Origin of the sequence: Runella sp. MFBS21 (assembly GCF_029433105.1) — a bacterium.
Taxonomy (GTDB): domain Bacteria; phylum Bacteroidota; class Bacteroidia; order Cytophagales; family Spirosomataceae; genus Runella.
In genome coordinates this window covers 396,186-408,857 of the sequence record NZ_JARNTW010000003.1, presented here as the reverse complement: position 1 = coordinate 408,857, position 12,672 = coordinate 396,186, and the positions used below count along the sequence as shown (strand labels likewise).

The following is a 12,672-nucleotide window of genomic DNA, read 5'->3' as shown; positions in this document are numbered from 1 at the left end:
ACACTCAACCGCACATAAATTTCTAAATGTCTTTTATTTTAGCCATCGACCAAGGTACAAGTAGTACCAAAACCCTCGTTTTTGATGCACAAGGGCAAGTGGTATCACGGGCTTCTGAACCCTTAAAAACCCACTATTTTGGAGAGGGCTTCGCTGAGCAAGACCCCGAAGGTATTTTCCAAAATGTAATATCGTCGGTCAAAAAATGTTTGGCTGACTTTCAAGCCAAAGGGCACTCGTTGACCTCCATCGCCGCCGTAGGAATCTCTAACCAACGCGAAACCTTCATCTTGTGGGATGAGCAAGGCAAGTCTTTGCACAACGCCGTCATTTGGCAATGTAAGCGCTCGGTAAAGATATGTGACCAACTCCGTGAAAGAGGCTTAGGGGCTATCATCAACGAAAAAACGGGCTTGCTCATTGACCCTTATTTTTCGGGTTCTAAGCTCATTTGGCTTCAACAAAATCAGCCCGAAATCCGTGAGGCTATTCAAGCAGGTAAGGCGTATTTTGGGACGGTGGATACTTGGCTTTTGTATAGATTGACAAAAGGTGAAAAATACTTGACCGATTACACCAATGCTTCTCGTACCTTGTTTTTCAATCTTTCTACTTTGGATTGGGATGCCGATTTGCTGAGAGAGTTTGGATTGAGGGGTATCCAATTGCCTCAACCTCAGCCTTCTTCCTATGCTTTTGGGGAGTCAAATTTTGAAGGACTTTTTCCAAAACCCGTCCCTATCATGGGTATGATTGGCGATTCGCACGCAGCCGCTTTTGGAGAGGGATGTTTTGCAGAAGGAACCGCTAAGGCTACTTTAGGTACAGGCTGTTCGATTTTGATGAATGTAGGAAATAAGCGGAAACCATCGGCCAATGGCATGGTTTCTACGATTTGTTGGAGTACGGCCGAGCGCGTCGATTATGCCTTAGAAGGGGTGATTGTGACGTGCGGAGCTACGATCGAATGGCTCAAAAATGAATGGGGAATCTTTGAAGACAGCAAAGATACCGAAGCAATGGCAAGGAGTGTAGAGCACAACAATGGCGTCTATCTAGTGCCAGCTTTCAGTGGTTTAGGTGCGCCACATTGGGACATGAAGCGAAAGGCTTCTATTACGGGGCTTACGTTTGGTGCTACCAAAAATCATCTGGTAAGAGCCGCTTTAGAATCCATCCCTTATCAAATCAAAGATATTATTGGGGCTATGGAGGCCGACGCGGGCTTAGAATTGAAAGAATTGATGGTAGATGGCGGTATGACTTCCAATGGTTTTGTGCTACAATTTTTGGCCGATTTGCTGGGAAAACCCGTCGTGAAGATAAATATGCCCGATGTATCGGCCTTGGGGGCAGCGTATTTGGCAGGATTGGCGTGTGGACTATTTACTAACATTGCACATCTCCAAAGTCTAAAAAAAGAAGTAGAAACCATAGTGCCATGCGTAGATAATAGAGCAGTGATGTCTTATTATGAAGGATGGCAAGAAACGGTTCATTATTATGAAAAATAAATCCTTGGTTCAGCTTATCTCAATTGACTGCTATTCGGCAACTCCTAAGTACCTCCAAATCGCCAATTCGATTATGGAGATTATTGGGCGGGGCGAATTGGAAAAAGATGAAATCCTCCCTTCTATCAATGAGCTGAGTTTTGAGTCGGATATATCCAGAGATACTGCCGAAAAAGGCTATAAATACCTCAAAAAAATCGGGATATTAGATTCCGTGCCAGGGAAAGGGTATTTTGTAAAAAGTACTGCTACCCCTTCTCAACTAAAAATTTTTTTGTTGGTCAACAAAATTAATGCTCACAAAAAAATCATTTATGATTCGTTGGTAGCCTCCTTAGGCGAACGAGTGATGATTGATTTTTATGTTTACAACAACGACTATAATTACTTCAAAAAGCTCGTTCAGACCAATAGCCACGATTATTCGCATTATGTCATTATTCCTCATTTTATGGAAGGAGGAGAGAAGGCACACGAAGTAATCAATGCCAGTATTCCAGCCGAAAAGCTTATCATCGTCGATAAGCCTATCGTAGGCCTCAAAGGACAATATGGTGCTGTGTATCAGAATTTTAAAATGGATATTTATAAGGCGTTAGAGGAAGCACTTCCTCGCCTTTCCAATTATCATACGATCAAAATTGTTTTTCCTAAAGATTCGCACCATCCCAAAGAGATAGTGGAAGGCTTGCGGCTTTTTTGCCAGCAATATTCGTTTGAAATGCAAGTGATTCCCAACATTCTCAATGAACCTATCTGCGAAGGCGAAGTCTATATCAGTATCACCGAAAATGATTTGATTGGTTTGGTAGAAAAACTGTTGGCTACTTCTCTGAAGGTAGGTAAAGACGTCGGGATTATTTCATACAACGAAACTCCCTTAAAGAAGATAATTTTGGAGGGGATTACGACTATATCGGCTGATTTTGAACTTATGGGACAAAAAACAGCACAACTTATCCAAGAAAATTTGAAGGAGCAAGTACACGTGCCATTCTACTTAAAGTTACGGGCTTCTTTGTAAAATGAGCAGCTAAAATCCGTGGTGATAAAGCAAAAAGGCGAACAAGTACAACCACAGAATATCCACAAAATGCCAGTAAATGGAGATGAGCTTAAACTTGAGCTGATTGGGAGGATTTACACTAAACACAAAGGCGTCTACATAGGTGATATTTTTGAGGGAGTGAAATACCAGCCAGCATAATGTCGTGATACCTAGCGCAATGTGTAGAATATGAAGACCTGAGAGCAAATAAATAAAACCCACAGAAGGATTACGCAGAGTCGAAATTCCTGCTTCAATGAGCTGGTACCAGCCCCAAAACTGTAGAATTACAAATAATAACCCAAGCGATAAAGTAGCTCCTAGGTATAATCGAAATTGTGGATAGCGGTCGGAGTGGAAACTTCGATTGGCCAAGTGCAAAGTAAAACTACTGACCATGATAGCCAATGTACTCACCCAAAAAAGCCTTGGCAAAGGTACATCAGTCCAATAAGCTCCGTTGGCTTTTCGAACCACATATGCTGCCAAAAGGATAGTAAATACCAAAACACTGCTGCCTATGCCTATCCAAAGCATAAAATTGAAAGGTTCGCGCCTTTTTGTGAGCGGATTTTGTTTTTTTACGGTGTTCATCGAAGTTTTTCTTACGCTTACTTTTCAATGGGCGAACGCAAACAATTAATTCACTTGATGAAATATGCTTGTTGATGAATGAGCAAATTGGGTAGGTAATCGCCCTCTCAAGTGTACTGATTTACAGGCATTCTCCTTGCCAAACAGTGGAAGAAGGGAAATTGTTCTGTAAATGTATTGGTTTGTCAAAAATACCATAAATTGTTGAACCCGAACCAGTCATGCTTGCATAAATTGCTCCGTATTCGTACATTTTTTCTTTGATTTGGGCTAAAATAGGATATTTTGGAAAAAGCCCAGCCTCAAAATCATTCTTTATACTATGACGCCATTCTTGCATTGGGCGTTGCAATGTTTCTAACAAATTTACTTCGGGCGATTGAGGCTTTACACCGGCATAAGCTTCAGCGGTAGAAATAGCGAAATTGGGGTAAACCAGTACGATGGATTTGCCTTTCAGATTCAATGAAATATCTACAAATTGGTCGCCTTTTTCGTAGCAATATTGTGGCCGATTTTGAATAAAAAAAGCGCAATCACTTCCGAGTTGGCGGGCATATTGCTCTAATTGAGCTGTTGACAAGCTACAGTTGCCAATTTCGTTAAGCATGTTGAGCATAAACGCCGCATCCGAAGAGCCTCCTCCCATGCCGGCTCCTATGGGTACGATTTTGAGCAAGTGAGTAGCCAAAGGAGGCAACTCAAAATCTTGTTTTAGAAGATGATAAGCCTTCACACATAGGTTTTTGGTAGGGTCGCCAGGGATGGCAATTCCCGAAGAACTAAAGCTAAAATCAGCTGCTGGAATCGCCTCCAATACATCAGCCCATCCTACGGGATAAAAACACGACTCTAGATTGTGGAACCCGTCGGCTCGTTTTTCGGTGATGTGTAAGCCAATATTGATTTTGGCATTAGGGAATGTAATCATCTTTTTAACCTCCAATCACCTCCCATACCGCCTCTACCACAAAGTAAATGACGTGTAAAGACGAGGCAATGATTAAACTATAAGCGGAAATATTGAACAGAGGCGTACTGAGTTTTTTGAGATAACTAAAACCAACCGCCATGATAAACAACAAAGCGACCATAACGTGCCCTAAAAAGCGCCCATGAAAAAAGGACCAGCCATCGTACTTGATACCTGCCCCGAAAACAGCTAAGAAACTGAGCGTAAAAACGGCGTTCAAAAAAACTTGATATAAACCGGTCGATGAAAAGCCCTTTCCCCACAACATATCCCAAACGGTGAGGATGCTATCTTTGATTTTGATGAAAAAACCTCCAAAAAAAGTGAGGGTAGGCAATAACCCAAAAATATAAATAAGACTTCCTATGTATTTGAAACTCGTGTAGTTGCCGAGGTTGAGGTTGTTTTCGAAGTCGATATGCTTATACCAAAAAGTAGCATAAAACGTCAGAAAATAGGCGTATCGAGTGGCATGGTCGTCGTTGAATTCGCCCGGAAATGTAATTAAATCCCAGAGATTGAAATTGATGAAATTTTCGATGCCTTTATAAGTAGCTTGGTGATTGAGCGGAAAAAAGTCAAGATTATGAAGAAAAAACTTGTGCTCATAGTGTTTGTTTTCGATGAATTTGTAGCTCCCCAAAAAGAAAACAATGGAGACAAAGGCTACTAAACTAATCACGACGTCGGCTTTGGCGGGGCTTGATTTCCAACGCATAAGCAGCACTACTAATACCACCAACGGAATAAAAGGCAAAAAAGTGGTTTTGGTAAGCAATGCAAGTCCTGTCACTATGGCCAGAAAAATCTCAGTTTGGCTAGTGGGATTGTTGACATAAAGATAAATCAAGTACAAAATGCCCGTTCCCATCAAAAATGCCATGGTGTCGTTGGAGACATAAAGCGAATAAGCCAAAAAGGTAGGATTGAAGGCTGCTATCAAAAAAGCTAAGTTTCTTACCAAAACATCAGCCACTAGTTTTTGGTGTAATTTATAAATCAAATACAGATTAAAGGTGCTAATCAGGAGTGATAAAAGCTGCGTAAGTTTCAACGACACGGGGTCGTCAAACCAATAAAATGGTAGGGCTACCAAATAATAAAAGGGGGGATGAGTGGCCAAAAACAATTCACGGATGCGAGGCAATCGATGAAACTCTTTGATAAACCGCAGTACCTCGTGATGCTGATCGGGATTGGAGGCATTCATGACCAAAAAGACCATGATTCGGAGTACACACCCTGCTATTAATAAATGAAAAAGGGTTTTTTCGCGAGAAAAATAACGAAGCATAATTGCTGATTTGGCAAAGATGAAAAGGAGCGGTTGTTTCTTAATGATACTTCCGCTCCTTTCGACAATATGAAATTAAAGTAGAATGCAGGTCTAAACGTTTGATTAGTACAGCATTCTGAACTTAATGGTTTCTTCCATTTCTTTGATTTCTTGGATAAAGCCTTCGGCATAGCTGCGGGCTACATCCATGATAACATACCCAATTTGTTCGTTGGTCTTGAGGTATTGTCCGGTGATATTGACATTATAACGCGCAAAGATATTGTTGAGCTTTGCCAAAATACCCGGTACATTGCGGTGAACGTGCAACAAGCGGTGCGAGCCTTTGAGGAGCGGCAACTGCACTTCAGGGAAGTTGACGCTGCCCGTAGTGCTACCGTTGTTGATGTATTCGAGTAGGCGCTCGGGTACATAGTGACCGATACCTTCTTGGGCTTCTTCAGTACTACCGCCAATGTGCGGCGTCAGAATCACATTCGGGAAGCCGCGCAACTCACTTTCAAAAGTCTCTTTGTTGGTTTTGGGTTCATACGGAAACACATCCACGCCCGCTCCCGATACTTTACCACTTTTGAGGGCTTCTACGAGGGCTTCTACATCCACTACATGGCCGCGAGCAAGATTGAGAAATACCACGCCGTCTTTCATCAACTCAAACTCCCGCTTTCCTATTACATTCTTGTTGTCTTTGCGACCGTCGATGTGAAGGCTCAAAACATCGGAAATTTGCAAAAGTTCATCGAGAGACTTGAGTTTTTTGGCATTTCCGATGGGCATTTTGTCTACCACATCATAAAAATACACTTCCATTCCCAAGGCTTCTCCAATCACCGACAGCTGCGTGCCGATATGGCCGTAGCCTACCAAGCCTAGCTTTTTGCCGCGCACTTCGAAGCTATTGTTGGCCGACTTATCCCATTTACCAGCGTGCATCCCGCTGCTTTTCGGGAATACATTCCGAATGAGCATAATCATCTCACCCACCGCCAATTCTACCACTGAGCGAGTATTGCTATAAGGAGCATTGAAGACCGCAACACCATTTTCGGTGGCAGTTTTCAAATCGATTTGGTTGGTACCGATACAAAAAGCTCCAATGGCAATCAACCGAGGCGCATTTTCAAGAACTCTACGCGTCACCATTGTTTTGGAACGGATTCCCAAGATGGTCACGTCTTTGATTTTTTCGATGAGTTCCTCTTCATCCATCGCTCCTTTCACAAATTCCACATTAAAGCCTTCATCTTCAAAAGCTTGGCGTGCTACTGGGTGCACATTTTCGAGGAGCAATACCTTGATACGACTTTTGGGGTAAGATTGTGAACGAGGAAGATTTTTCAAAAACAGAAAATCATCCAGCGAAGGAACCACGTGGTCGGCTACTTTGGTGACATTGGCGCGTTCGACATTTTCGGTGAAGGCATAAAAATGCTGTGCTACTCCTGATTCGCGCAGCTCGTAGTCGGTGTAGCCATCACCGATAGCGCACACATCACCTTCTAGCTGTAGTGATTGAAGAAGCTTCACTTTGCCCTTGTCTTGCGAGAGCACGTTGTCGTCGTCTATGCCGATGATATTTCCTTCTTCATCAAAACGAAAAGTATTGGCATACACATTTTCTTCTTTGAGGCCAAGCTCCGTAACGATAGGCACAATAAACTCTTTGAAACCACTTGATACAATCAAAATGGTATCGGCATAATCTTTCAAAAAAGCGCGGTTGCGAATGAAAGAGTCGGATATTTTGGTGCGTAAAAAATCAACGAGCGTGTCGATATGAGAGCGATTGGCTTGCAAAAGGCTCACGCGATGACGCAACCCTTCGGCAAACGACATCTCGCCGTTCATGCCTTTTTCGGTCAAGTCTCTGATTTGTTGCACAATTTTTTCGCGGTTGGGATTGCCTGCAAGGGCAATATTTGCCAACTCGTCTAAGCCCTCAACTTGCGTAAAAGTGCTGTCGAAGTCAATGACATAGTAGGTCTGTTCAAGCGTGTTGGTAAGCATTTGTGGGTTACGATAATTATAAACTAATATAAAGATTCTGGAGTTTGCCCAATAAAACGGGGAGGTCTTGTTGTATAGTATTGTAGATAGTATGCGACGAAATGCCAAAATATTCGTGAGATAGTTTATTCCTCATCGCTCTCATTAGTCGCCATTCTATTTCAGGATGAGCCGTTCTAAAAGATTCAGAGATATTAGCGGTGGCTTCCCCAATGATTTCAAATCGTCGATAGATTGCATCTTGTACTAATAAGTTCTGGCTGAATTCAAAATCAGACTGGTTATCTATATAACTAAAAATCAATTCTATACTTTCAATTATATCTCCCAAATAGACTTTATCATCTCTCATATCAACCGGATTAAATCTTTGAAAATGTAAGATTTCAATGAATTTTTGATGGCTTGAAATTCTACAATGTCAATTTTTCGTTGGGTTAACTGCTGCAAGTCTTCTTCCATCTGCAACACTTCAAAAAAGGTCATCCCTTCTTTTTCAATTAACAAATCAATGTCACTTTCTGCATTTTGTTCTCCACGCGCAAACGAACCAAATAAAGCTGCTTTGGTAACTTTTTTTTGCTGTAAATAAGCACGTATCGAATCAAAAAAGACAAAAGGTATGTGCATGTGTTTTTAAGTTTAGTGCAAATTTACCGTTCCTTTTTGGCATTTTTGCAATGTTATCTAAAATTGGATAGACGACCTTAGGTTTTCAACCTCAAAAACAGCCAAAACTGACAAAATGAGCATGAAAATTCTTCATACTGCCGATTGGCATTTGGGCAAACAACTTCATAAATACAGTCTCGAAGAAGACCAGCGGCTTTTTTTGGAATGGCTTTCTGATACTATTCAGCAGCGTAGCATTGATTTGCTGTTGATTTCGGGGGATATTTTTGATACCGCCCATCCTTCCAATTTAGCTTTGACTCAGTATTATGGCTTCCTGAAAAAATTGATTGGGACGGATTGTCAAGTGATTGTGACAGGCGGAAATCACGACTCGCCTGGGGTACTCAATGCACCCCGCGAATTGCTTAAGTTTTTGAATATCAAGGTGGTGGGGAGTGCCTTGGAAAGTCTTAACGATGAGCTTTTGCATATCCATACCCCCAAAGGAGAAGTAGTAGTGGCTGCGGTTCCTTACCTGCGTGAAGCCGACCTTCGAAAATCGGTCAGTGGGGAAGGGTACGAAGATCGCTTGTCGGCCTTGCGGCAAGGAATACGCGGGCATTATGAAAAGCTAATAGACCTCAAAACAAGTCAGTTCAAAAGCCTCCCTTCTATTGCGATGGGGCATTTGTATGTCAATGGAGCTTCGGTGTCAGAAAGCGAGCGCGATATCCACGTTATTGGGGGGGAAGCTGCTTTTTCGGCGGAGTTTTTTCCTGAAGGGTTTGACTACGTAGCCTTGGGGCATATTCATCGGCCGCAACGCATGGGCGGCTCAGATATGATTCGTTATTCAGGCTCGCCGATTGCCCTTAGTTTCAGTGAGCGTAATGATACCAAATATGTCCTAGAATTGACTCTCGACAACGCTCAGATTACCAAAGTAGAGGCTGTGGCCGTGCCCACCTTTCGAGAGTTGCGGTGCTTCAATGGTACGCTTGACGAAGTAGAGGCGGCCTTGAAAATGTATTCCTTTTCAGCTTCTTTGTCGTCTTTTGTAGAAGTACACGTGACAGAGCCTTTTGCCGACCCTCAAAAAGAAATGTATTTCAATTATCTGTTGCAGGAGTTTGATAAAGCTCCTTTTCAGATTATTAAGCCGCGTTTGTCATTTGAAAACCGCACTCGGGGCGCTGATGAGCTTTTCATGACGGGTACGTCTATTCAAGACCTAACCCCCAAAGACGTATTTTTGAAGCATCTGGTGGCCGAAAACTTAGACCAAGAAACCCAAAGCTTGTTGGTAGAAGCTTTTGAAGAAATGTGGCGAGAAATGAATGAGCACGATTGAGGGTCGATTTAAGTTGGAAAATTTATTAACTTGTTGATAATCATTGTTTTTGGTGATTGATAATTATAAGCACTATGGGATAGTGTTAATCAAACAATTTGAAAATGACAGGTAAGTGTCTGATAGTCAGTAGGAATTTTTAAGCGATTTGCTGTAGCAATTACCTCATTTTCAAGTTTTCAAATTTAGCTATTGAATGAAAATACTCCGTACCCGTTTCAAAAATATCAATTCGTTTTATGGTGAGCCTTGCTGCGTCGATTTTTCCGTAAATCCGTTGGCTATTTCGGGCTTGTTTATCATTTCGGGGCCTACAGGTGCCGGAAAATCTACTTTACTCGACATTATTACCTTGGCTTTGTACAACGAAATTCCGCGTTTTGGGGGAATTTCAAAGACCGAAATCGAAAAGCTAGGCTCTATTGTAAATCTGAAAGCTGCCGACGAACCCAAGGCCGAAGCCTACGCCGAAGTAGAATACGAAGTAAAAGGACGGCAGTATCGGTCGCGGTGGAGTATTGCCCGTAATCGTAATGGCAATTGGAATAATTATCAAATGGAAATTGCCGAATTGCCTTCTGGTAATTTGCTGGATATTAAAGGTTTGTCTAATTTTCCTAAAAAAAATGAAGAGCTTATAGGGCTGAATTATGGTCAATTTGTAAAGTCAATAGTGTTGGCGCAGGGGAGTTTTGCCGAATTTCTAAAAGCCAAAGCTCATGACCGTGCCAAACTTCTTGAAGATATTACGGGGCAACATATTTATCGGCAGCTAGGTAGTACAGCTTTTCAGAAAGATAAAGAATGGAAGGAAAAACTCGAACTAAAAGAAAAAGAGCTTCAACTCGTCTCGATGCTTTCGGAGGATGAAGTAGCGCAATTTGAAAAAGCATGGGGAATTGCCGAAACGCAGCGAAAACAGGCCGATGATGATTTGAAATTTTGGGAAAAAGAAAAAAATACACTATTGCGCTGCTTTGAGCTTCAACAAAAACTCGAAAAAGCCGAGACTGAAAAAAAAGCCCTAGCGCAACAAAAAGAAGCATTTGAACTACAAGCGCAGCGACTTCAACAACACGAACAAGTAAGTGAATGGGTGGGCGACCTAGCTACGCTCAAAGCGCAAAAAAATCAAGTGGTAAGTTTGGAAGCAAGATTACAAAATACTAATCACCAAATTGCCCTTCAACAAAAAAGCATTGCTGAGACGCTGACCCAAACCCAAGCTCTGATTCAGCAGGAAGTGACAATCGAGAATTTGGTAGAAAAACTGACTGAATTTGAAAGTGAGATTTTAAATTTAGAAAAAGAAATAGAAAATCTAAATGTTGAAATCCGACCTGTATTTGGTACTATCAAACAAAATGCTGCGGGGGCTTCGCATCCTTGGGTGAAAGGATTAATGCTCGAAAAACTTGATGATACTTATGAAAGCCTTCGGCAGAAAAGCCTTGAAAATCAAAAAGAATTGAGCCTTTTTGCGGCAAATTTTGATGCAAAAGACGAACTTGCTCGCCTCGGTACTCAAGAAAAAACATTGATTGAACTATCTGCAAAGCTAGGCTATCGCCACGAGCTAATGATACGAGGGCAAGAACAAAAAAATATACTCACAGAAAATACGCAGTACCTTAACGAAAATAAACCAAAGGCTGAACAACTGCAACAGGCCCTCCAACAAGCAGAACTCAAACTAAAACAGCTACAACAGAAAAAAGAAAAAGAGCAGCAGAAGTTTAATTTAGAAGACCTTCGCAATGCCCTTCAAAATGGAGAAGAGTGCCCCCTTTGCGGGTCTACGCATCATCCCTATGTTCATGCTTATGTCAATGCTTTGTCGGAGGTTCAGGTGGAATTGGATTTATTAGAAAAAAAATACCGAGATATAGATTCTCAATATAAAAACCTAGCTACTGAAATCAGCAAAGCGGAGGCATTAAAGGCAAAAGCTGAGGGGGATTTGGGTAAGTTGCGAGAGGCTTACAAAGACGCCAATACCGAATGTGAGAAGCTGCTGGAAGTAGTAGCTTTGCCTCCTAAAACAACCCTTGAGCAATTGGCAGAGGTAAAAAAGCAACTGCAAGAGCGTCAGCTAGTTGTTGATAATTGGATGAAAATCAAAGAATTGGAGGATGTGATTCAACGCTTGTTGCTTCAATATTCGCAATTGTTTGAGTTGCGTATCAAGAAAATAGAGAAAGAGCAGCAAAAACAAAAACGCTATGCAGGAAGAGACGTGAGGAAAGATAGTCAGTATTTGAAAGAAACTTTTTCTCAAGCACAGACTACGTTGCTGATTGCTCAAAAACAACAGTCTGAGATTAGGGAAGCCCTCAAAACTGAGACTGAAGCTATGGAAGGTCTGGAGGTTTTGTTGACCCAACAATTACAAGCCAAAGGCATAGAAAGTATTGTGATTGCTGATGAGCTATTATTGTCAAGCCAAGAAGTAGAAAAGCTTAAAAATACCCGTAAACAACTGGAAGACAAAGATAAAGAACTTTCAATAAATCATAAGTCTTGGGCTGAGGAGCTGCTGCAAACAGTGCAAATGCGTCAAACTGCTTTTTCGGACGAAGAAGTCGATTTTAAACTAAAGTCTTGTCTTGACCTACGCAATCAGTATTTGAAAGAATCATCAGAAATATCAGCTAGTTTAAATAACCATGCCCAACAAAAATTAAAATTTGCAGGACTGCAAACTGAGCTTGAACAACTACGACAGCAGCGACGTAAATGGGATTTGCTCAATCGATATATTGGTGATAGTACTGGAAACAGATTCAGCAACTTTGCCCAAAACTTAACTCTTTCCAACCTCATCGGTTTGGCCAATCAGCGTCTGCGTCACCTTTCAGACCGTTATATCTTAGACAAACCCAAAGAAGATACCGACAGCCTTTTTGTAATAGACACTTATCAGGGCAATGCCCAACGGGCCGTCAATACGCTTTCGGGTGGCGAAACCTTCACGCTGAGTTTGGCGTTGGCGTTGGCATTATCAGATTTGGCATCACAAAATGTAAGCATTGAAAGCCTTTTTATTGATGAAGGATTTGGAACACTCGACCCCGATTCGCTTGATATGGCTTTGGGGATGCTTGAACGCTTGCAGTCCGAAAGCCAAAAAACGATTGGTATCATTTCGCACGTGGAAGCCCTCAAAGAACGGATAGGAACCCAAATCCGCCTTTTTAAGAATGCCAACGGACTTAGTACCATGGAAATTGTGGGTTGAAAAACACCAATAGATGTTGTATATTGTGCCAAACC

10 protein-coding genes are annotated in these 12,672 nt (G+C 41.8%); 4 read left to right on the top strand and 6 right to left on the bottom strand.

Annotated elements, in window-relative coordinates:
* The first annotated feature begins 26 nt into the window (after positions 1 to 26).
* Together P1X15_RS09145 and P1X15_RS09140 are read left to right on the top strand one after the other, a co-directional pair.
* On the top strand, positions 27 to 1,514 hold the full coding sequence (locus P1X15_RS09145; RefSeq protein ID WP_277337843.1) for a glycerol kinase GlpK: 1,488 nt from the start codon (positions 27 to 29) through the stop codon (positions 1,512 to 1,514).
* The gene (locus P1X15_RS09140; protein ID WP_277337842.1) at positions 1,504 to 2,538 is read left to right on the top strand and encodes a GntR family transcriptional regulator; all 1,035 of its coding nucleotides are present in this window, start codon (positions 1,504 to 1,506) and stop codon (positions 2,536 to 2,538) included. The genes P1X15_RS09145 and P1X15_RS09140 overlap by 11 nt, the downstream gene beginning before the upstream one ends.
* A 9-nt stretch (positions 2,539 to 2,547) precedes the next feature.
* On the opposite strand, the gene P1X15_RS09135 is transcribed toward P1X15_RS09140, so the two are convergent.
* From P1X15_RS09135 to P1X15_RS09110, 6 genes are all read right to left on the bottom strand, one after another.
* Complete coding sequence (locus tag P1X15_RS09135; RefSeq protein ID WP_277337841.1) at positions 2,548 to 3,156, bottom strand: heme-copper oxidase subunit III; 609 nt, start codon at positions 3,154 to 3,156, stop codon at positions 2,548 to 2,550.
* Positions 3,157 to 3,277: 121 nt separating this feature from the next.
* Positions 3,278 to 4,087 (bottom strand): 4-(cytidine 5'-diphospho)-2-C-methyl-D-erythritol kinase, encoded by an 810-nt coding sequence (ispE, locus tag P1X15_RS09130; RefSeq protein ID WP_277337840.1) that lies wholly within the window; start codon positions 4,085 to 4,087, stop codon positions 3,278 to 3,280.
* A 4-nt stretch (positions 4,088 to 4,091) separates the two neighbouring features.
* A complete protein-coding gene (locus P1X15_RS09125; protein WP_277337839.1) occupies positions 4,092 to 5,423 on the bottom strand; it encodes a glycosyltransferase family 39 protein in 1,332 nt (443 codons plus the stop codon).
* A gap of 105 nt (positions 5,424 to 5,528) precedes the next feature.
* Positions 5,529 to 7,433 carry a phosphoglycerate dehydrogenase gene (gene serA, locus P1X15_RS09120; RefSeq protein ID WP_277337838.1) on the bottom strand — a complete coding sequence of 635 codons (1,905 nt, stop codon included), beginning with the start codon at positions 7,431 to 7,433 and terminating at the stop codon, positions 5,529 to 5,531.
* Between the two features lie 16 nt (positions 7,434 to 7,449).
* Positions 7,450 to 7,785, bottom strand: a complete 336-nt coding sequence (locus tag P1X15_RS09115; protein WP_277337837.1) for a DUF86 domain-containing protein — start codon at positions 7,783 to 7,785, stop codon at positions 7,450 to 7,452.
* Complete coding sequence (locus P1X15_RS09110; RefSeq protein ID WP_277337836.1) at positions 7,782 to 8,063, bottom strand: nucleotidyltransferase family protein; 282 nt, start codon at positions 8,061 to 8,063, stop codon at positions 7,782 to 7,784. The genes P1X15_RS09115 and P1X15_RS09110 overlap by 4 nt, the downstream gene beginning before the upstream one ends.
* A 121-nt stretch (positions 8,064 to 8,184) precedes the next feature.
* On the opposite strand from P1X15_RS09110, the gene sbcD reads away from it, so the two are divergent.
* The gene (gene sbcD / locus P1X15_RS09105; RefSeq protein WP_277337835.1) at positions 8,185 to 9,399 is read left to right on the top strand and encodes an exonuclease subunit SbcD; all 1,215 of its coding nucleotides are present in this window, start codon (positions 8,185 to 8,187) and stop codon (positions 9,397 to 9,399) included.
* A 196-nt stretch (positions 9,400 to 9,595) separates the two neighbouring features.
* Positions 9,596 to 12,637, top strand: coding sequence for an AAA family ATPase (locus P1X15_RS09100; protein ID WP_277337834.1), 3,042 nt, complete (start codon positions 9,596 to 9,598; stop codon positions 12,635 to 12,637).
* Positions 12,638 to 12,672: the final 35 nt, after the last annotated feature.